Genomic DNA, 20,602 nt, shown 5'->3' with positions numbered 1-20,602 from the left:
AGCACCTCGACCAGCAGGGTGTAGAGGTTGGGCGTCTCGGCCGTCCACTGACGCACGCCCGGCACGCTGGCGGCCAGGGTCTGGGTGCGCGCCGCGCCGGCCGCGACCTTGGCTTCTTTCGTGAGGACGGTCTTGTCGCCGTCCAGCAGGGTCATGCGCACGGTCACCGGCTTGTCGCGGGCGGCCAGGGCCACGTCGGTCGACAGCACCCCGTCGCGATAGGCCTTGTCCAGGCCGGCATGGACGAACAGGTCGCTGGCCGAGGCCTTGGGGACGGCCTTCAGATAGACCGACCGCTCGATGCCCGACACCCGCCAGAAGTCCTGGTCCTCCAGGTAGGAGCCGTCCGACCAGCGGTGGATCTGGATGGCCACGATGTTGGCCTGGCCGGCCTTCAGCAGCCTGGTGACGTCGAACTCGCTGGGCAGCTTGGAGTCTTCGGAATAGCCGGCCTCCACGCCGTTGACCCACACCTGGTAGGCCGAGCCGGCCGCGCCGATGTGCAGGACCACGGCCTGGCCCGACCAGTTGGCCGGGATCTCGAAGCTGCGCCGGTACGACCCCACCGGATTGGTGGCGTGCGGGATCAGCGGCCGGTTGGCCGGGAAGGGATAGGTGATGTTGTTGTAGCGCGGCTGGTCATAGCCTTCGGTCTGCCACATGGCCGGGACCTTGATGGTCTTCCAGGCCGAGACGTCGTAGCCGGGCTGCTCGAAGCCCGTGGGAACCGCGTCCGACGACGGCGAGAAGCTGAACGACCACAGGCCGTCCAGCGACTGGTAGCGCGCCGATTTGGTCATGTCGCCGGCCAGGGCCGCCTCACGGCTCTCGAAGGCGAAGTGCGTGGCGCTGGCCGCCAGCTTGCCCCGCGCGAACACCGCCGGGTTCTCCCAGTCCGGACGCGACGCGTCCACCTGCACCGGCTGCACGCGGGGCGCGTCTTCGGCCTGCGCCGCCGTCAGCAGCCCGAACGAGGCGAAACCCGCCAATAGAACCCGTCGCATACGAACCCTCTTCTCAAGGGGCGCCCCGCCCCGTTTGTCGGTCAAAAATGTGGATCAGCCGGCGACCACCGTCGCGGCCTGACCGTGGACGCGGATGAAATCGGCCTGGGAGGGCATCCGCCGGACGGCCTCGGCGGTCGCTTCGGCGATCCGCGCCAGCCGCGCTTCGAGCTGATCGAGCGGCAGGCCCTCGGCCAGCGGCTCGCAGCCCTCGACCCGAGGCCCCTGCCCGTCCATCACCGCCAGCCAGCTGGTCTTGGTGAAGAGCTCGTCGCTCTCGCGGAACACCCGCCCGGTCGCGCGGTAGATGCGCAGCCGCTCGACCAGGGTGTCGGGAACGGACATGGCGGCCAGCTCTTCCCAATAGGCCGTGTCGCGCCGCTCGGTGGCGTGGAAATGCAGGATCAGGAAATCGCGCACGCCGTCGAACTCGGCCGCCATCAGCCGGTTGTAGCGGCGGGCGTCGGCGGGCTCGAACGCGCGGGTCGGCAGCATCTCCAGCAGCCGGGCGATCCCGACCTGGATCAGGTGGATGCTGGTGGATTCCAGAGGCTCCAGGAAGCCGCTGGCCAGGCCCAGGGCCACGACGTTCCTGACCCAGCCGGCGGGGCGCCGCCCGGCCTGGAAGCGCAGGACCCGCGGCTCGGCCAGGGGTTCGCCGTCGAGATTGGCCAGCAGGTTGGCGGTCGCCTCGTCCTCGGAGACGTGGCGGCTGGAAAAGACATAGCCGTTGCCGGTGCGGTGCTGCAGCGGGATGCGCCACTGCCAGCCGGCCTCGCGGGCGGTCGAGCGGGTGTAGGGCGCCGGCGGCCCGGCGTTGGCCGACGGGACGGCCACGGCCCGATCGTTGGGCAGCCAGCGCGACCAGTCCTCGAACGGGCTCTCCAGCGCCTGGCCGATCAGCAGGGCGCGGAAGCCCGTGCAGTCCAGGAACAGGTCGGCGGCGATCCGCTCGCCGTCCTCCATCGTCACCGACTCCACGAAGCCGTCGCCGCCCCGCAGGTTCACGGCGGCCACCTTGCCTTCGCGGCGGACGACCCCGGCCGCCTCGGCATGGGCGCGCAGCAGCCTGGCGTAGAGGGCCGCATCGAAATGGAAGGCGTAGGCCAACTGGGACAGCGGGCCGCCCCCCGGCTGCGGGCGGGCGAAGCGTCCGGCCGCAGCCGCCTGGGCGCAGACCGAATAGGTCTCCAGCGGCTCGGCCCGTCCCGCCTGGCGCAGCCGTCGCCAGGCCCCCTCGAACGGGGTGGGGCCGAAGTCGGGGCCATAGACCCCGAACGGGTGGAAATAGCGGTGTCCGCGCTGGCGCCAGTCGACGAACTCGATGCCCAGCTTGAAGGTGCCCCTGGTCTCGCGGACGAAGACGTCCTCGTCCAGCCCGATCATGGCGTTGAAGGCGCGGATGGGCGGGATGGTCGCCTCGCCGACCCCGACGATGCCGATCTCCTCGGATTCGATCAGGGTGATCGCCGGGCCTTGGGGGCCGAGCACGCGGGCCAGGGCCGCAGCGGCCATCCAGCCGGCGGCGCCGCCCCCGACGATGGCGATGCGCCTTAGCGGTCCGTTCTCGCGCGAGATTTCGGTCAGCATCGGATCGATCGAACCATGTCTTGCGCGCGGACCGAAGGTGTTTTGTCGGAAAAAAGCGCCGACGTGACGCCCCAGGCGCCACGTCGGCCAGCCGGGGAGGTTAGTAGGTGATGCGCAGGGCGACGCCGAAGCGCCGGTCGTTGAGCTGGTACTGCAGCGGCGCGGCGGGCGTGCCGATGTAGAGCACGTTCATGCGGTTGTTCAGGTTCACCGCATCCACCGAGAACGCCACGTGGTCGTTGATGTCGACGCTGAGCGACGCATCCAGCGAGGCGTAGGGCTTGGCGTACTGCGGGATGCCGTTGGCCCCGCTGCCCGTCGTCTGGTCCAGATAGGCCGAACGCCAGTTGTAGGCGACCCGGGCGCTGACCGGTCCCTTCTCGTAGAGGCCGATCAGGTTGTAGCTGTTCTTGGACAGCTTCTCGAGCGGCAGCTGGGCCGGGGCCGCCGACCCCGCCGTGGCGAACGGGTTGCTGACGCTGCTGTCGACATAGGTGTAGTTGGCCTGGACGCCCAGGCCGCTCAGCAGGCCCGGCAGGAAGTCGAAGAACTGCTGGTAGCCCAGCTCGACGCCCTTGACCGTGCCCTTGCCCGAATTGACGACCGTGCTGACGTCGTAGGTCACCCCGTTATAGGAGCCCAGGACGGTGCCGCCGGCCAGGAAGCCGTCGACCTTCTTGTAGAAGACGCCGGCGGTCAGCGAACCGGTGTCGTTGAAGTACCACTCCGCCGTCAGGTCGTAGTTGTCGGATTCGATCGGACGCAGCATCGGATTGCCCGAGCTGGCGCTGGGGTGACCGGTGACCGGATTGACCTGGTTGGGGTTGTTGAGCGTCAGGTTGGTCGACAGCTGGTCGAAGTTGGGACGCGCCAGGCCCTTGGAATAGGCCAGGCGGGCCTGGATCGTGTCGGTCAGCTTGGCCCGCAGGTTGAAGCTGGGCAGGACGCGCGTGTAGCTGTTGTCCACGTCGATCGGCGTGGTGGTGCCGTCGTTGTTGAACTGGGTGCCCTTCGAGGTCGCCTCAGTCTTGATCACCCGCACGCCCAGGCCGCCGTCGATCTGCACGCCGGCCACTTCGCCGGCATAGTCGGCGATCGCCCAGCCGGTATAGGTCTTTTCGGTCTGGCTGTTGAGGTCGCCGGGCGTGAAGGCGTCCTTGGTCTGGGCGCCGAACAGGGCGTAGAGCGCCTTGGTCTGGGCCCAGACGCCGTCGCCCTTGGGGAAGGCGGGATAGAGAATCCCGCCCTTGACGGTGTTGCCGTCGAACCAGCGCATCGACGGACCGGGCATCGACAGTTCCGGATGGGCCGACAGCGGCACCAGCGGCGTGCCGTTCGGAGCCGAGCAGTTGGCGTCGGGGCCCAGGGCGGTGATGCAGACGCCGTGCCAGGTGCCGCGCAGGTCGATGCTGTTGTCGGAATAGCGAGCTCCGCCGCGCAGCTTGTCAAAGAAGCCGCCTTCCAGGTCGTACTCGACGTCCGCGGCCAGCGACAGGGTGTCGGCGTCGTTGCGCTGCAGGGAGTCGGCCATGTACGGCGTGGTGTAGTTGGCCGGGTTGTTCAGGACCGAGGCGTCACGCACGTCCCACCGCGGGTACTTGCCGGTCAGGTCGAAGTCGACGATCGACTTGTGGGGCGCGGTCAGCCCGTTCTGGCCCGACTGGGAATAGAGCGACAGCACGTGGCCGTTGCGGTCGGCGTTGTAGTAGGACTTCAGGTACTGGGCGTCGAAATTGGCCTTGAGGCGGTCGGTCGGCGTCCAGGCCGCGTTCAGCGTGAAGTTCTGGCTCTGGCTCCACAGCTGCTGGTCGAAACGCCCGGTCTCGAAGGTCTGGTTCTGCAGCGAGCCCTTGGTGGCGTAGCCTTCGTCGTTGAACGTGAAGCTCGCGCCGGGCAACGGGTCGGTGCCGTAGCTGGTGACCGTCCCCGCCGAATTACGGACGTTGGAGCGGTTGTTGTAATCGTAATAGTAGGCGCCGGTCCGGTTGAACCAGTACTTGGTCCGCTGGTACTGGGCGGTCAGCAGCAGGTCGTCGTTGGGCCGCCATTGCACCGCCGCGGCGATACCCAGGCGCTTGCGGTCGCCCTTGTCGTCGTAGATCTCGAAGCCGTAGGGCACCTGGGCGTTGGCCGGGGCGCCGGTGATCGAGCCGGGCGCGACGGTGTCGAAGGGCCCGGCCAGCAGGCCGTCCTGGCGATAGCGGCTCTTGCTGAGCACCGCGTTGAGCAGCACGCCGATCTCGCCGATCGAGGTGTCGAAGCGGTCGCTGTAGAGCCCGGAGATCGAGCCGCCGTTCTTGCGCACCCGGTCATAGTAGTTGCCCCGGAACGTGGCGCTGAGGACGCGGTCGGGGGAGTCGAAGGGCTTGCGGGTGCGCAGGTTCACGGCGCCGCCGACGCCGCCTTCGATGATGTTGGCGGGCGCGTTCTTGTAGACGTCGGCGCCGGCCAACAGCTCGGGCGGCACGCCTTCCAGGTCGAAGGCCCGGCCGCCGGACGCTGAATAGACGGCGCGCCCGTCGAGGAAGTTCTGCACCTGGGTCAGGCCGCGGATGGCGATCGCCGGCTGGGTGCGGTGGTCGAAGTCGGTGGCGCCTTCGCCGTAGCGGCGCTGGATCTGGACGCCGGTCACCCGCTGCAGGGCCTCGGTGGTGTTGGCGTCGGGCAGCTTGCCGATGTCCTGGGCCTGGATGGAATCGACGACCTGGTCGGCGTTGCGCTTGATGGCCTGGGCCGAGCGCAGGCTCGCGCGCACGCCGGTGACGACGATCTCGGAAACCGTCTGGTCGGCCGGCGCCTGGGCCGCGGGCGCGCCGGCCGTCTGGGCCACCGCCGATCCGGCGGCCGTGCATACCCCGAGGGTCGCCACGGACGCGCTCAACATCAATTGGAACTGAATACCCCTCATTTCGTTTCCTCCTGCTCTCGACTTGTCACGCTCTCGTACGGCGCGACTTCCAGTCAGACATAGGCCGCTACCATTTGTACTACAAGTACGATTTTATCCATGCTGGCCTGTAAATGATATTTTTGTGCAACCACCAACCCGGAACAGGTGTTCTACGGGACGCGCAACGCCGCCAAGCCTGGTTTGCTTGTGGCGCGCCGCCCTGATCGGAACGGCCGGTCGGTCCCGCCGGGGGCGCCGATCGACCGAGGCCCCCTTCCCCATGGTAAAGCTTGTTAAGGAAAAACAGGTCCTTAGCGAGGTATCGCCCCAGCGACCAGGGATTCGGCCGCCTCCACGCCCCGGGGCTCCGCACACCACCGCCTCACCGAACGTCCGCCCGCTGATCGCGGCCAAAGCGGCCCGGCGTGGCCCGGATCGCGCCGTCGCCCCGCACCGGCCGACCGCACGAAGGCGGGCTTGTTTGGCGGCCTGGGTTGCCGGAACAGATCAATTGTCATACAAATCTTAGGTTTCAGGAGAACGGGGGGAGGCTTCATGGCGTTGTCGCGACGCGGGATCTTCGGCCTTCTGGCCGGACTGGCGATCGGCCCCAGGGCGCTTGGCGCCGCGCCCTCGCCGACGCCGCCCGTCGAGATCGTGCTGCGTCCGGCGCTCGATCGCGCGGGTCCGGCCTTCGAGGGCTGGGGCACGGCCCTGGCCTGGTTCGCCAACGTCACCGGCGGCTGGCCCGAGGCGGAACGCCGGCGGCTGGCCGACCTGTTCTACGGTCCGGACGGCCTGGGCTGGACGATCGGGCGCTACAATATCGGCGGCGGGGCCAAGCCGGGCGCTCCGCCCAACCTGCGGACAGGCGCGGCGGTCCCGGGGTTCTGGCGCCAGCCGGCCGGGGCCGCCGGCCAGGACTGGTGGCGCCCCGAGGACGAGTCGATGTGGGACTGGTCGGCCGACGCCAACCAGCGCTGGTGGCTGGACGCCATCAAGGCCCGGGTGGACCAGCCGATCCTGGAGGCTTTCTCCAACTCGCCGCCCTGGTTCATGACCGTCAGCGGCAAGGTGTCGGGCGCGGTAAAGGGCACGGACGACAATCTGCGCCCCGGCCTGGAGCCTCTGTTCGCCGCCTATCTGGCCCGCGTCGTCGACGAACTGCAGCGGCGCCACGGGATCGCCTTCCGGACCCTGTCGCCGGTCAACGAGCCCAACACCGACTACTGGTTCGCCGCCAACACCCAGGAGGGCGCCCACTGGTCGCCCGCCCGCCAGGCCACCATGATCGTCGCCTCCGCCGCGGCGTTGCGCGCCCGGGGGCTGAAGACGGTGGTCAGCGGGCCTGACGAGACCAATTCGCACCTGTTCCTGGCCGACTGGGAGGCCTATCCGGACGAGGCCCGCGCGGCCATCGGCCAGCTGAACGTCCACAGCTACGGCGTCGTCAACCAGACCGGCGTGCGCGACGTGGCCCGGGCCTCGGGGATACGGCTGTGGATGTCGGAGAACGACACGCCGCTGGACAAGGACCCCGAGAGCCTGGACGGCATGGACTCGCCGCTGGCCTTCGCCGAGCACGTGGTCATGGACCTCAAGCGGCTGGAGCCGGCGGCCTGGGTGTTCTGGCAGGCGGTCGAGGACCTGAGCGCGCGCGAGGGCAAGCCGGGCTCGAACTGGGGCCTGGTCAAGGCCGACCTGCGCGGTCCTCCCGGGGGGCCGCACGCCATCCATGTCACGGCCAAGTACCACGCGATGGCGCACTTCAGCCGCTACATCCGCCCCGGCTGGCGGCTGACGCCGGTCGACGACATCGACACGGTCGCCGCCCTGTCGGCGGACGGCGGCGAGCTGGTGCTGGTCCATGTCAACGGCGGGCTGTCGCCGCGCGCGCTGACCATCCCCCTGGCGGGCTGGTCGGCCCGGATGGTGGTCACCGACGCGACGCGCCGGCTGCAGCCGATCGCCGGAACCACCGCCCCGCCCCGCTCGATCGTCACCCTGGTGCTGCGGCGGAGCTAATCATGCCGTAGCGCCTTGCCCGGCTCCGCCGAGGCCGCCGACCAGGCCAGGCCGCCCACCGCCAGGAGGCCGATGGCGATGGCCGCTGCGGCGCCGGCGACGAAGACCAGCGGGTCGACCGCCACCGGATCGTCGAACTGGGCCAGCCAGCGGCGCAGCAGCCAGTAGGCCAGCGGCCAAGCGACCAGGCAGGCGACCGCCACGGGACGCAGGAACTGGCCGACCAGCAGCCGGGCCACCTGGACGCGGGTCGCCCCCAGCACCTTGCGCACGCCGATCTCGCGCGTCCGCCGCGAGGCGTTGAACGCCGCCAGGCCGTAGAGCCCGATGCAGCCGATCCCCGCCCCAACCAGGGCGCCCAGGCTGAACAGGTTCGTGCGGTCGCGCTGGGGCTTGTAGTAGCGGTCAAGGTTGACCAGGGCGGTCTTGCCCTCGAACGGCACGTCCGGCGCGGCCTGACGCCAGGCGGCTTCCAACCGGGCCCGCACCTCCGCCTCGCTCAGCCCCGAATAGCGCACCAGGGTGATGGGCCAGCCCGTCGGCCAATAGGCTGGGTAGCCGTAGAAGGTATAGAGCTTGGCCGGTGTCTTTTCGGTGGGACTGTAGAAGCGCATGTCCTCCACGACCCCGACGATGCGGGTCTTCCGGTTCTGGAAATCGACCAGCTTGTCCAGGGCGTCCTCGGGCGAGGCGTAGCTCATCTGGCGCACCGCCGCGCGACTGATGACGGCGTTGGTCACCGTTTCCAGGTCCGGCTTAGGGACGTACGTCTCGTCCCCGCCATGCGCAAGGTCGAGCAGCCGCCCGGCGACCAGGCGGGTCCCCAAGGTCTGGAAATAGCCTGGACCGATCCCGGTCCAGCTGAGCGTCGGCGAGGCTTCGGGGCGCGTGGGCCGGTCGAGGCGCGTGGCCGACGAGTTCGAATCGATCGTCTGGTCGGCCGGTGCGTCGCTGCTGGCCGCGACGCCGGTGACGCCGGGGATACGTTGGACCGCGTCCCAGAAGGCCTGCCGCTGCTGCGGCGTGACGCCGACGCCGCGCGTGGCGTTGACGAGGTAGAGCCCGTCGCGCCTAAAGCCGAAGTCGACGCTCTGCATGTGGCGGACCTGGCCGAAAAAGCCGAGCATCAGCACGAAAGCGGCCACGACGGCGGCGAATTGGACCACGATCAAACCCTCGCGAAGCCGCACGCCGAACCGTCCGCCGGCGGGCGTGCGGCTCGAGGCCAGGACCTCGGCGGGCTGGTAGGCCGACAGCATGAAGGCCGGATAGATCGCGGCCAGGAGCCCGGCCGCCAACACCACGCCGAAGACGCCCGCCACCCAGGCGCCGTCCAGGCGATAGTCCAGCCCTAGCGACAGGCCGCCCGCGGCGTTGATCAGCGGCAGCAGCAGCTCCACCATCGCCAGCCCGACCAGGAACGCCAGGGCGATGGTCAGGGCGGCCTCGCCCAGGAACTGCACGCGCAGGACGCCCGCCCCGCCCCCCAGCGCCTTGCGCACCGCCACCTCGCGGGCCCGCAGTCCGGCGCGGGCGGTCGCCAGGTTCACATAGTTGATCAGGGCCAGGCCCAGGGCGACCCATCCGACCAGCCGCAGCGCCTCGATCGCCGCGCGCTGCTTGGGGTCGATCAGGCGGACGTCCTTCAGCGGCACGAAGCTCAGCCTGAGGAACTCATGCGGCGTGACGGCGTCCCCGAACGCCTTGCCCACCCGGCGGTCGACGAAGGCCGGCAACTGGGCCTCCAGCGCGCGGACCGCCGCCGGATCGTCGAACTTGAACCAGGTCTGCAGCATCACGCTGCCCCATGCGTGCCAGCCGCCCATCGTCGTCGCGACATCGCGTGGCGTCAGCAGCCGCACGAAGTCCAGCTTCAGATTGCTGTTCCTGGGCAGATCCTTGATCACCGCCGTGACGGTGTAGGCGTTGCGCCCGGCGATGTCGCTGATCTCCAGGCGACGGCCAATCACGTCGAGAGCCCCGAAATATTTGCGCGCCATGGTCTCCGACAGCACCAGGCCGGCCGGATCACGCAGAGCCGAGGCGCGGTCGCCGACGACTAGCGGAACCTGGAAGAAGGCCAGGAAATCGGCGTCGACCAGTTCGATCTGTTCGCTCGAGACGGTAGCGCCTCGGTGGATCACCGCCGCCCCGCTCCAGTCGCGCACGCCGCGCACCTGGGGATAGTCGAGCTTCATTTCGTCCAGCAGCCCGCCCATGGCTCCGATCCGCACGCCCGGCGCGATGCCCTGGATGTTGAAGGCGATGCCGGCGGCGTAGATCTTCTCGCGCTCGGGCGTCCAGCTGTCGTAGCCGGTCTCGAAGCGGTGCAGCAGGCTGAGGGTGACGAAAACGGCCACGCCCAGGCTCAGGCCCAGCAGATTCAGCGCGGCGTAGAGCGGGCGACGGGTGAAGGACCGCCAGAACGAGACCAGGATCGATTGCAGCACGGCGCGCCTCACAGGGCCTGGGCGACGGAGGCGACCAGCCGTCCGTCCAGCATGTCGATCCGCCGGCTGGCCTGGTCGGCGTGGCTGGGCGAGTGGGTGACCATGACGATCGTGGCGCCGGCCGCGTTCAGGCCCTTGAGGATGTCCATGACCTGGGCGCCGTTCTCGGTGTCGAGGTTGCCGGTCGGCTCGTCGGCCAGGATCAGGTCGGGCTCGCCGACGATCGCCCGGGCGATGGCCGCCCGCTGCTGCTGTCCGCCCGAGAGCTGGTGGGGAAAGTGCCGGGCGCGGTGGGCGATGCCCACCCGGTCCATGGCCGCCTCGACCAGCGCCCGCCGTGATCCCGGCCGGCCCTTGCGATAGATCAGGCCCAGCTCGATGTTCTCGGCGATGGTCAGGTCGTCGACCAGGTTGAAGCTCTGGAAGATGAAGCCCAGATGCCGGGCGCGGTGCTGGGCCAGCCCCCCCTCGCTCTGCTTCGCCAGGTCCACGCCCTCGAACAGGTACTGGCCCGAGGTCGGCCGATCGACCGCGCCGAGGATGTTCAGCAAGGTCGACTTGCCGCATCCCGACGGCCCCATCACGGCCGCGAACTCCCCGCGCCGGATCGACAGCGAGATGCCGTGAAGCGCCGTGGTCTCGATCTCGTCCGAGCGATAGAGGCGGGAGATGGACTGCAGTTCGATCATGATCATCCCTTCGATCGGATCCGGAGACCCTTGGCCTTGGCGACGTCCTGCGCGCCGGCGGTGACGATGCGCTCGCCCGGCTTGAGGCCGCTCAGCACCTCGGCCTGCTCGGGGTTTCGCCGGCCCAGGGTGATCGCCCGCCGCTCGGCCCGCTGGCCGTCGGCCGACACGACGAAGGCCCAGGCCCCGCCCGTGTCGCTCAGCCACGCGCCCGACGGCGCGACGACCGCGGCCTGGGGCCGTCCCAGCGACAGGCGCAGGTCGATGGTCTCGCCGCGCCGCAGACCGCCCGGCGCGGCGCCGTCGAACGCCAGCTCCAGCGTCGCCCGCCCGTCCGCGACCTGCGGAAACACCTTGGTCACCCGGGCCGAGACCGCATGGTCGCGGACCGTGGCCTGGGCGCCCTGCCCGACCGACAGCCGGGGCAGATAGAACTCGTCCAGCTTGGCGCGCAGCTTGTAGGCCCCTTCGGCGTCCACCTGGCCGAGCGCGCTCCCCATCGCCACGGCCTGGCCAGGCTTGAGGTCGAACGCGGTGAGCCGGCCGGCCGTCGGGGCGCGGACCACCAGGGCCGAACGGCCGGCGCGGGTCTCGGCCAGGCTTCGCCGCAGGTCCTGGGCGCTGCGGGCCGCCTGGGCGCGCTGCTCGGCATAGAAGGCCGCGTCCGAACGCTGCGCCGCCCGCAGGGTGGCCAGGCGCTCCTTCTGATAGTCGACCTCCTCGAGATAGGGCTGTACGGCCGCGGGGCTCAGCATCGCCTTGGCCAGCAGGACCTGCCGCCGATCCAGGTCCTGCCGCGCCCGGCTCAGGGCGTGGGCGGTGTCGGCCAGAGCCTGCTCGCGGCTCTCCTCCGCGCCCTTGAGGCTCATCAGCCGGCCGGTGTTGTCGCTGAGCCGGGCGGCGATGTCGGCCTCGCGCGCCGTCACCTCCAGGCTCAGCTGCGGATTGGACAGACGGGCCAGTTCCTGCCCGGCCGCGACCAGGTCGCCGTCGGCCGCCAGGACGGCCTCGACCCGGCCGGACGTTTCCGCGGCGATGAAGGTGGTTTCGGCCGGCGCGACCTCGGCCCGTAGCGGCGCATAGTCCAGATAGGGCGCGCGGACGACCTCACCGAATGACAGGGTCGCGGCCTCCACATCCACCGTACCGGCCTTCGGCGACAGGCCCCAGGCCAGCAGACCGGCGACGGCCAGGGCCACCAGGCCGGTCGCCCACAGCTGGGCGGGCGTGGGCCGCCAGCGTCGTTCGATGCGGCGGTCCATGCCGCCGGGGGCCGTAGTGGAACTCGAGGCGAACCTGCTCATGCTTCCAGGCTAATATGAACCGCGCAAATTCAATAAGTTGCTGGTTTTATTTGACTTATTGACATTTAAGCGTGAGTCTCGGCCGCGATAACATCGCCAATGTGTCCGATTCCGAACATGTCCGACGCTGGTCGCCCGTGCGCGCTTTTCCTCGACGACGACCCCGACATCCTGGCGTCGGCCGAGCTGATCCTGGTGCGCGGCGGGTTCGATTTCGTGGGCGTCGAGACGCCCGAGGCCGCGCATGGGCGCCTCGACCGGGAGCCCGTCGATGTGCTGCTGCTGGACCTCAACTTCCGCCGAGGCGACACCACCGGCGAGGCGGGTCTGGCCTTCCTCGAAAAGCGTCTGGCGGCCCGGCCTGACCTGCCGGTGGTCGTGGTGACCGGCCATTCCGGCATGGCCGTCGCCGTGCAGGCGATGCGGCTGGGCGCCCAGGACTTCGTGGTCAAGCCATGGAACAACGAGCGCCTGCTGGCCTCGGTGCGGGCGGCCATCGACACGCCCCGGCGCGTGCCGGCCAACCTGCCGCCCCAGGACCTGAACCTCGAACGCTCGGAAAAGGCGCTGATCCAGGCGGCGTTGACCCGCCGCCAGTTCAACGTCTCGCAGGCGGCCAGGGACCTGGGCCTGACCCGCGCGGCCCTCTATCGCAGGATGGAGAAGCATGGGCTCTAAGGCCTTGGCCCTGCGCCTGCTGGCCCAGGCGTCGATCTTCGCGCTCGGTGTCCTGGCCTGGCTGTCGGTGACCCATGGACTGTACGCGACGGCGCTGCTCTGCGCCCTGGCCGGGGCCGCCCTGGCCCTGGACCTGGTCCAGAAGCTGGGCGCCTGGCGCGCCGCGCGGCTGGTTCCGGTCCAGGCCGGAAGCGGCTTCGCGGCCGAGCTGAACCGCCGGCGGCTGGAGCTGCTGCTGGACCAGACCCCCTCGCCGATCCTGCTGGGCGCGGGGGATGACCAGATCATCGCCGCCAACCGCGCCGCGCGCCGGGCGTTCGACACGCCGCACCGGCTGTCGGACGCCGCCCGCCTGGCCCTGACCGGCGGCCGGTCGCTGTCCGACTTGGCCTCGCCCGTGCGCTGGCGCGACGCCAGCTATGCGGTGAGCCGCGCCGAGATCGTCGACGAGGCGGGCCAGGCCGACCTGGTCGTGCTGACCGACATGACCGCCGACGTCCGCGCCGCCGAGGCCGCGGCGCTGCGCGACCTGCTGCGGGTGCTGAACCACGAGCTGATGAACGCCCTGACCCCGGTGGCCTCCATGAGCCGCAGCGCCCTGGACCTGCTGCGCGACGGCGGCCCAGCCGCCACCCACCAGGCGATTTCGGCGCTGGAACGGGCCGTGGCCCGCACCGAAGGCCTGCGGGACTTCATCGACGCCTACCGCACCCTGACCCGCCTGCCGCCGCCGACGCCCCGCGTCGTCGACCTCGCCGCCTGGCTGGACGTGGCGCGGGAGAGCTTCCTGGCGCAGTGGACCGCCCGAGGCGTGGCGCTGGACTGCCCGCCGCCGCCGGCCGTCGAGATCCGCATCGACGCCGACCAGATGTGGCTGGCGATCGGCAACCTGCTCAACAACGCGGCCGAAGCGGCCCTGGAGCATCCCGCCCCCCGCGTCCGCCTGGGCGTGCAGCAGGTCGAGGGCGACATCCGCTTCGTGGTCGAGGATTCCGGGCCGGGCGTGCCGCCAGACCACGCCGACCAGGTGTGCCTGCCGTTCTTCACCACCAAGGCGACCGGATCGGGCGTCGGGCTGAGCCTGGCCCGCCAGATCGCCCAGGGCCACGGCGGCGCGCTGACCCTGCTGGCCGCCTCCGACGCCGACGCCGCGCTCGCCGGCGCACGGTTTTGCCTGACGGTCCCGGCTTGAGGGCGAGCTGCCGTCCGTGTGGCCTTGATCTGGGCTTCGCCTTCAGCTCGTTGTTCCAGCGTGAAGGTCCGCTCGCGCGGCATGCCAGATAGCTTCCTCCGCATGTTCCAAACCGCCGCCCGCCAGGTCCGCTTCCGGCGCCCAGAGCCCAGTCTTGCGGGAGCCTAGTCTTGCAGGGACAGTCGCGCCGCGGCTGGGTCCGTGCGCCAATTCCACACGGCCCCGGTCGCGAGCACGGCCGCGAAGACGCACGCCAGGCCAAAGCCGAAGACCGGATCGCCGAAGAGGTCGCTCACCGCGCCCATCGCCAAGGGCGAGAGCACCGCGCTCACACAGGTGAAGAACAGGATCACGCCCGCCGCCGCGCCATGCTCGGCCTTCGGAAAGCCGCTGATGCCCTTGGAGTTCAAGGTCGGATAGAGCACCGACATGAAGAAACCCGACAGCGGCAGGAGCAGCGCCGCGCTCCCCCGGCCGCCGATCAGCGCGCCTCCAAAGCAGGCCAGTATGCCGCCCGTGCAGACCGCCAGAACCGCCGTCCAGTCCATCCGCGACAGCAGCCAGGCGCCAAAGAAGCGTCCGCTGGCCCGCAGCACGAAGAAGATCGGCAGGGCGGCGGGCGCCAGGACCGCGCCCGGCCCGGCGTAGCCGGCCAGCAGCGTCGGCATCCAGACATAGATGGCCGTCTCGACGCCCACATAGAGCATGATCGCGAAGCTGAAACCGAGAAGGTGCGGATCGCGGATCGCGCCGACGAGCGCCCTGACGGTCACCTTCTCGCTCGCCCGCCGCGCCGTCGGATAACGGACCGCCAGGGCCGCGACCATCAGAGCCAGGCAGAGGCCGCCAGCGATCACATAGAGCCATTTCCACGCAATCCCGCCCGCCAGCAGGGCCGCCACGATCGCCGGACCGATGATAGCCCCGACGCCGAAGAAACCCTCTACGGCGTTCATCGTGCTGGTGTGCTCGCGGGCGGAGCCGCTGATGTCGCCGATCAAGGCCAGCGCCCCGGTCTTGAAGAGGCCGATCGCCACGCCGGAGACGAACAGCAGGCCGACGAACACCGGAAACTCCCGCGTCACCCCGAAGGCCAGGGTCGCGCCGGCGAACACGGCCAGACCGAGCACGATCGTCGCCTTGCGCCCCAAGCTGTCGGCCAGAAAGCCCAGGAAGAGCGCGCTGAGCGCGATGCCGCTCATGGTCGCGTAGTGGAAGGCGCCGGCGGCCTTCAGGTCGAGGCCGTAGGTCCTGATGATCTCCGGAATGATCACGCCCACCGCGTCGGTGGTCATGGCGAACATCATGAACATCAGGAAGGTCATGAGCTTGATCAGCCCATGGCTCGCGGCCGCGCCTTTCTCGTTCGTCATCGCCTTGCTCCTCCCCCTGGTTCTTACTTACGACGCCGGTCTCAAGCTTGTCGCCGGACCGCGCCTTGACCCAGCGCCACCGCGCCAAGCAGGCCCGACAGGCCGCCGAGGCCGGGCGCGACGAGATAGGCGTCGAGGGCCGGCCGTTCGGCGAGGCTCCGCAGATAGCCGCCGAGCCGGCGATGAAGGATGTCGCGCGCCTTGGCCAGAACGACCGGCCTGACGGCGCCGCCGCCGACCACCACGCGGCGCGGCGACGCCGCGAGGGTCAGGCTCATGACCAGCTGGGCGAGATAGTCGGCCGCGAGATCCCAGACTGCATCGCTGTCGGTCGCGGTTTCCGCCGGCCGCCCGAGACGCGCCGCCAGGGCCGGGCCGCTGATCAACCCCTCCACGCAGTCGCCATGGAAGGGGCAGGCTCCGGCGAACGGGTCGCGGATTGGGTCGCGGCGCACAAGCAGGTGGCCGACCTCTGGATGGAGGACGCCGTGTACGGGCCGTCCGCCGATGATCAGGCCCGCGCCCACGCCAGTTCCGACGGTGATGTAGGCATGATCCGTCAGGCCTCGTGTCGCGCCCCAGCGGCCTTCGGCCAGCGCGGCGCCGTTCACGTCAGTGTCGAAACCCACGGGAACGTCGAACAGCTCGACCAGGGGCGCGACGATCGGCGTGTGGCTCCAGCCGGGCTTGGGCGTGGTCACGACCGAACCCCAGTCGGGGGCCTCGCGGTCGACGCGAACCGGCCCGAAACTGGCGATCCCGATCGCGTCGAAGCCGCCGCGCTCGGCTTCCAGCACCGCGCGCACGGCCACCAGGGTCTCCTCCGGCGTCGTTGTCGGGATCCGGATCGGGGCAGACAGGTCGTCCGGCCCGCCGCCGAAAGCCACCAGGACCTTGGTTCCACCAAGCTCGATCGCCGCAACACGGGTCATCGCGCCGCCTTCAGCCAGACGAGGCCGTAGGGCGGCAGCTCGACCGTCGGCCCGGATCGCGAACTACCCGACAGCAGATCCATGCAGGGGCCGGCGAACGGTTCTGGCAGGCCGGCTGCTATCTCGTGGTCGGACAGGTTGGCGACACAAAGAAATGGCGCGCCTTCGACGCGCGAAAACGCCAAGGCCGCCCCCACGCCGAGATCAATCGGAACGGACGGTCCGCGCACGCCCTGCGCCGCAAGTTCACGCGCCGCCCGGCCCAGTTGCCGAAAGTCGGCGAACGTCGCACCAGGCAGGCCGTCCGCGTCATGCCGCGCCTGCGCCCGATCCCAATCCATCAAGGGTCGGTGCAGCCAGCGCCCATCGCCGGCGCGCAGCGGATCGTCGCGGTAGTGAACGTCGTCGCCCAGGGCGATCTCGTCGCCCATATAGACCAACGGCCAGCCGTCGAGGGCATGGAGAATTCCGTAAAGCAGGCGCAGGCGCGCCGCGCCCGGCGTCTGCGGTCCTTCGCCGGGCGCCAGGCCGGCCAGCGATGCGGCCATGCCGTTGGTCGACGGAACGCCGCCCGGCGCGGTCTGGAACGCTCGGCCGTGCGAAAAGCCCGCGCCGCCGCCATAGAAGTCAGACCACCGGCGCAGATCCTCGCGCGGCGCATAGTCCGCCAAGGCGTTCCAGATCACGTCGTCGTGGCAGCGCACATAGTTCAGCCACGCCGCGCGTGAGGGCTTGTCCAACGCCGCGGCCAGGCACCGGCGGACCACCGCCGCGTCCTGGTCGGCCAGCGCGCCCCACAGGGCGGTCATCACAACGTTGTTGTAGGCCAGGTCGCAGCCTGGACCATCGTGGCCGAAGAACGGCAGGACATCGGCCAGGCTCTCGATGGCCTCGGCGACGAGCACTACCGACGGGGCGATAATGGACAGGGCGGCGCGCCAGGCTTCAACGATGGCGTAGGCCTGGGGCAGATTTCGGCAGGTCGTGCCCTTCGCCTTCCAGAGGAAGGGCGCGCTGTCGAGCCGGAAACCCTGCACCCCCTGCCCCGCCAGGAACACCAGGACATCGAGCATCTCGGCGAAGACGGCCGGATTGGCGTAGTTGAGATCCCATTGGAAAGGATAGAAGGTCGTCCAGACTTGGCCGCCCATCTCGGCGTCCGGCGTGAAGCTGCCCGGCGCGGTGTCTGGAAAGACGTCGATCAGTTCGGCGTCGCGATCGCGGGCCTCCGCTTCGGAAACCGTGATGTAGTAGTCGCGATAGGCCCGATCCCCGGCCCGGGCGCGCTCGGCCCAAGCGTGTTCGCGAGCGGTGTGGTTGCAGACCACGTCGAGGATCAGCCCCATCCCGCGCCCGCGCAGGTCGTCGGCCAGGTCGCGCAGGTCCTCCATGCTCCCCAGGCGCGGCTCGACGCGCCGGTAGTCGGCCACGGCGAAACCGCCGTCGCTATCGCCTTCGCGGGCGGCCAGCAAAGGCAGAGGATGCAGCCAGCGTACGCCCAGGTCTTCCAGATAGCCGAGCCGATCGCGCACACCGGCCAGCGTCCCGGCGAACCGATCCACATAGAAGGTGTAGACGCTCTGCCCCGGTTGCGACAGCCAGGCGGGAGCGGCCTCGCGTTCGGCGTCGAGGGCGCGAAGCGGCTCGGGTCGCGCGTATGCGGCCGCCTCCACGCGGGCGCGCAAGTCCGCGGCCAGTTCGACCCAGTCCTCGCGATCGCCATAGACCGTCTTCAGGCGGGCCTCGAAACGCGGCCAATGGACGGCAAGCCGCTCGGCGATCGTCTCGCCGAACGCGGCGTCCGCGCCTTGGGGAGCTGGAAGGGTCATGGACGGAAAACTCGACAAGACGGGAGGCACGAAAAAATCCGCCGGGCGCAGCAGGGGACGCCCGGCGGACAGGGGGCAGGCTAGAAGGCGTAGCGAAGTGTGGCGGTGACCGTCCGGCCGTTGATCGACCGCGCACGAATGGCGTTGACCGAACCGGCCGTGATCGCACCCTCCTCGGCCTCGGTCAGCCCGACCTTGTCGAAGAGGTTGTTGGCGTTGACCGACACCGACAGCCCCTCGACGATGTTGTATTCAGCGAAGGCGTTGACCTGGGCGTAGCCTGGGAACGCCAGCAGGTTCTCATCCTGGGCGTAGGCCTTGGTGGTGCCGATCACGCTGGCGCCGATCGTCGCCTTGTCGCCGAACCGCCAGGTCGGGGCGAACTGATAGAGCCACTTGGCCTGACGGCGCGGGGTGTTGCCGACGACGGCGGGGTTGAGGGCGTCCTTGTCGATGACCGCGTCGGTATAGGTCGCGCCGCCCGTGACCGAGAAGCCGCCGATGCGATAGCTGGCCTCCAGCTCAACGCCCTTGGCCTTGTAGACCCGGTCAAAGAACTTCTGGCTGGTGGCCTCGAAATTCTGCTCCTGGGTCTTGGCCCAGAAGGCGGTGGCGAACAGGCCAAAACCGTTGCGACGGAATTTCACCCCGCCCTCGACCTGGTCGACCATGTCGACAGCGTCTTCCTTGGTCACCGAGCCGTCGGCCTGGACCTTGCCAAACAGCAGGCGGTCGGCGTTGGCCCGGCCGCCGCGGCTGGCGCGGGCGAACAGGGCCAGATCCGGATTGAGCTGATAGTTGGCGCCCAGCGACCAGGAGGTATAGCCCCAGTCGTAGTTCACCGGCGAAGTGTTGGCGTTGTCGACCACCGACACGCTCTGCTCGACGGTCTGGATCACCCCGTCGCCGTTGACGTCGACCGTGGCCTGCTTGGCCGCGGCGTAGCCCCCCCGGGCCTTGCCTTCGTCGCGGCGCAGGCTGGCGTTGAGGCTGAGATCGCCGACGCGGGTCGAAAGGCTCAGATAGGGCGCATCGATGTCGTAGGTGACGTCGTAACGTCGCGTGCAGCAGTTGCCCCAATAGGGCACGCCGTAGGCGGCCAGGCCGGCCTGGGTCAGCTTGGTTCCCGCGCCGTCATAGACGTCGAGCAGCGCGGCGTTGTCGCCCTTAACCTCCATCAGGAAGGTGTTCCACAGCCAGTCCATGGCGATGGTCTGGCGCGACTTGTAGTAGCCGACGGTCACGTCGATCGAGCCCAGTCCGCCCGCCTCGAACGTTCGCGACAGCTTCAAGTCGTTCATGGCGTTGCCAAAATCGTTGATCTCGACGTCGAACATGTGGACCCGCATGGCCAGGCCGTTGCCGTTCAGGCTGGAGGGCGAGGCGATGGCTTGGCCGGCGTTCGGCCCGTTGGCGTAGCGCAGGGTCGCGCCGGTTCCGCCGACCTCGGTGGCCAGGGTCTGGGCCGAGGTCACTTCCGCGGGGAAAGGGGCGACGAACCGGCCGGAGGTCTTGGCGACCTTGAAGTGGTCCTCGATCTTCCAGCCGCCGCCAAGGTCGAACTTGGCTTCCGCCCCAAATTGCAGGCTGTCGGGATGCATGCCGTCGGAGACCTTGCTGATCCGGCGGTTGCCATCGCCGTCCAGGCCCGGATTGGTCGCCAGGAACACCGACTGGATGTCGTCGCGGCCGATGTCGAAGCCGGCGAAGGAGCCGATGGCGGGATCACGGTTCGAGCCGGTGACGCGGGTCGGCATGGGCAGGTAGCCGACCGCCCGATCATTCAGATACTTGGCGTGCAGGCGAACGAAGCCGTTTTCGAACTCCTTGGTCAGGTTGGCCTTGATCTGGCCGCCCTTCTCGGAGGTGTAGCCGGACCGGCGCGCGCCCTCGCCCTCCCGATAGAAGCCGCCGACATGGAAGCGCAGCGTGTCGTTGATCGGCGCGCCGTAGTCGAAATCGAGCCGCGTGTGATCGTAGCCCAGCCCCTTGGTCAGGGCGATCGCCCCGCCTTCGGTCTCGCCGGTCTTGCTGATGAAGTTGATCACCCCGCCCGGCGAGTTCGAGGCGAAGGTCGAGGCCGACCCGCCGCGCACCGACTCGATGCGCGAGACGTTCTGGTCGGCGCGCAGGAAGATGTCGGCGTTGCCGAACGCGATGTCGCCGAACTCCATGACCGGCAGACCGTCTTCCTGCAGCTGCAGGAACTTGGCGCCGCCGGAGGCCACCGGCAGGCCGCGCACGGCGATGTTGGCGTTGCCCTCGCCGCCCGTCGATTCCGAACGGATGCCCGGCAGGCCGCGGAAGATCTCGGCGGTCGATCGCGGCGCCTGGGCGGCGATCTGCTCCGCCGAAATCGAACTGACCGAGACCGACGAACTCATCTTGGTGGCCCCGCCGGGCGAGGCCGTCACCACGATGGCGTCCAGCGCCAAAGGATCAGTCTCGGCGGCGGGGGCCTGCTGGGCCCAGGCCGTTCCGGCTGATCCCAGCAAGGTCGCGACACTGGCGAGCAAAACCGTCTTACGGACCATTTCCTTGTTCCCTTCCCCTGGGCGCGCTTGCGCCGCGTCTCCCAAAGCGGCTCTCCGGCCGCCTCTGCAGGGGGAATAGACTGGATTACGCAATCGGTTGCAAGAATATTCG

At 69.5% G+C, this 20,602-nt stretch carries 13 protein-coding genes; 3 read left to right on the top strand and 10 right to left on the bottom strand.

Features of this window, described 5'->3' with window-relative positions:
- The 3 genes from EV278_RS05790 to EV278_RS05780 form a co-directional block, all read right to left on the bottom strand.
- On the bottom strand, positions 1-1,004 hold a 1,004-nt coding region (locus tag EV278_RS05790; protein ID WP_347812817.1), incomplete at its 3' end, for a sugar-binding domain-containing protein.
- A 54-nt stretch (positions 1,005-1,058) separates the two neighbouring features.
- Entirely contained in the window at positions 1,059-2,594 is a 1,536-nt protein-coding gene (locus tag EV278_RS05785) for a tryptophan halogenase family protein (RefSeq protein WP_132087837.1), read from the bottom strand.
- Between the two features lie 100 nt (positions 2,595-2,694).
- A complete protein-coding gene (locus EV278_RS05780; RefSeq protein ID WP_243692093.1) occupies positions 2,695-5,463 on the bottom strand; it encodes a TonB-dependent receptor in 2,769 nt (922 codons plus the stop codon).
- Positions 5,464-6,039: 576 nt separating this feature from the next.
- Here EV278_RS05780 and EV278_RS05775 point away from each other — a divergent pair.
- Positions 6,040-7,509: a glycoside hydrolase gene (locus tag EV278_RS05775; RefSeq protein WP_243692092.1), complete on the top strand. Its 1,470-nt coding sequence runs from the start codon at positions 6,040-6,042 to the stop codon at positions 7,507-7,509.
- On the opposite strand, the gene EV278_RS05770 is transcribed toward EV278_RS05775, so the two are convergent.
- Genes EV278_RS05770 through EV278_RS05760 form a run of 3 tightly spaced genes read right to left on the bottom strand, consistent with a single transcriptional unit; the run spans position 7,506 to position 11,952 of the window.
- Complete coding sequence (locus EV278_RS05770) at positions 7,506-9,959, bottom strand: ABC transporter permease (protein ID WP_132087834.1); 2,454 nt, start codon at positions 9,957-9,959, stop codon at positions 7,506-7,508. The two genes, EV278_RS05775 and EV278_RS05770, sit on opposite strands and share 4 nt — an antisense overlap.
- Positions 9,960-9,967: 8 nt before the next feature.
- Entirely contained in the window at positions 9,968-10,654 is a 687-nt protein-coding gene (locus tag EV278_RS05765) for an ABC transporter ATP-binding protein (protein WP_132087831.1), read from the bottom strand.
- Complete coding sequence (locus tag EV278_RS05760; RefSeq protein ID WP_243692091.1) at positions 10,651-11,952, bottom strand: HlyD family efflux transporter periplasmic adaptor subunit; 1,302 nt, start codon at positions 11,950-11,952, stop codon at positions 10,651-10,653. The genes EV278_RS05765 and EV278_RS05760 overlap by 4 nt, the downstream gene beginning before the upstream one ends.
- A gap of 117 nt (positions 11,953-12,069) precedes the next feature.
- Between EV278_RS05760 and EV278_RS05755 the strand changes: the two genes are divergently transcribed.
- Both EV278_RS05755 and EV278_RS05750 read left to right on the top strand, forming a co-directional pair.
- A complete protein-coding gene (locus EV278_RS05755; protein WP_243692090.1) occupies positions 12,070-12,630 on the top strand; it encodes a response regulator in 561 nt (186 codons plus the stop codon).
- Positions 12,620-13,822, top strand: coding sequence for a HAMP domain-containing sensor histidine kinase (locus EV278_RS05750; protein ID WP_132087825.1), 1,203 nt, complete (start codon positions 12,620-12,622; stop codon positions 13,820-13,822). The genes EV278_RS05755 and EV278_RS05750 overlap by 11 nt, the downstream gene beginning before the upstream one ends.
- 164 nt (positions 13,823-13,986) lie before the next feature.
- On the opposite strand, the gene EV278_RS05745 is transcribed toward EV278_RS05750, so the two are convergent.
- From EV278_RS05745 to EV278_RS05730, 4 genes are all read right to left on the bottom strand, one after another.
- A complete protein-coding gene (locus EV278_RS05745; protein WP_132087822.1) occupies positions 13,987-15,195 on the bottom strand; it encodes an MFS transporter in 1,209 nt (402 codons plus the stop codon).
- 41 nt (positions 15,196-15,236) lie between these two features.
- A complete protein-coding gene (locus EV278_RS05740; RefSeq protein ID WP_132087819.1) occupies positions 15,237-16,127 on the bottom strand; it encodes an ROK family protein in 891 nt (296 codons plus the stop codon).
- Positions 16,124-17,956 (bottom strand): alpha-amylase family glycosyl hydrolase, encoded by a 1,833-nt coding sequence (locus EV278_RS05735; protein ID WP_132087816.1) that lies wholly within the window; start codon positions 17,954-17,956, stop codon positions 16,124-16,126. Before EV278_RS05735 ends, EV278_RS05740 begins: the two co-directional genes overlap by 4 nt.
- A gap of 80 nt (positions 17,957-18,036) precedes the next feature.
- Positions 18,037-20,340, bottom strand: a complete 2,304-nt coding sequence (locus EV278_RS05730; protein ID WP_243692100.1) for a TonB-dependent receptor — start codon at positions 20,338-20,340, stop codon at positions 18,037-18,039.
- Positions 20,341-20,602: the final 262 nt, after the last annotated feature.

The sequence above is a fragment of the Caulobacter sp. BK020 genome, assembly GCF_004342605.1.
Classification (GTDB): domain Bacteria; phylum Pseudomonadota; class Alphaproteobacteria; order Caulobacterales; family Caulobacteraceae; genus Caulobacter.
This window is presented reverse-complemented; position numbering and strand designations above follow the sequence as displayed.

Bases quoted from the DNA above. Each gene is read 5' to 3' on its own strand.
- EV278_RS05785 (WP_132087837.1), bottom strand. From the start codon at position 2,594: ATGCTGACCGAAATCTCGCGCGAGAACGGACCGCTAAGGCGCATCGCC.
- EV278_RS05775 (WP_243692092.1), top strand. From the start codon at position 6,040: ATGGCGTTGTCGCGACGCGGGATCTTCGGCCTTCTGGCCGGACTGGCG.
- EV278_RS05765 (WP_132087831.1), bottom strand. From the start codon at position 10,654: ATGATCATGATCGAACTGCAGTCCATCTCCCGCCTCTATCGCTCGGAC.
- EV278_RS05760 (WP_243692091.1), bottom strand. From the start codon at position 11,952: ATGAGCAGGTTCGCCTCGAGTTCCACTACGGCCCCCGGCGGCATGGAC.
- EV278_RS05755 (WP_243692090.1), top strand. From the start codon at position 12,070: ATGTCCGACGCTGGTCGCCCGTGCGCGCTTTTCCTCGACGACGACCCC.
- EV278_RS05750 (WP_132087825.1), top strand. From the start codon at position 12,620: ATGGGCTCTAAGGCCTTGGCCCTGCGCCTGCTGGCCCAGGCGTCGATC.
- EV278_RS05745 (WP_132087822.1), bottom strand. From the start codon at position 15,195: ATGACGAACGAGAAAGGCGCGGCCGCGAGCCATGGGCTGATCAAGCTC.
- EV278_RS05740 (WP_132087819.1), bottom strand. From the start codon at position 16,127: ATGACCCGTGTTGCGGCGATCGAGCTTGGTGGAACCAAGGTCCTGGTG.
- EV278_RS05735 (WP_132087816.1), bottom strand. From the start codon at position 17,956: ATGACCCTTCCAGCTCCCCAAGGCGCGGACGCCGCGTTCGGCGAGACG.
- EV278_RS05730 (WP_243692100.1), bottom strand. From the start codon at position 20,340: ATGAGTTCGTCGGTCTCGGTCAGTTCGATTTCGGCGGAGCAGATCGCC.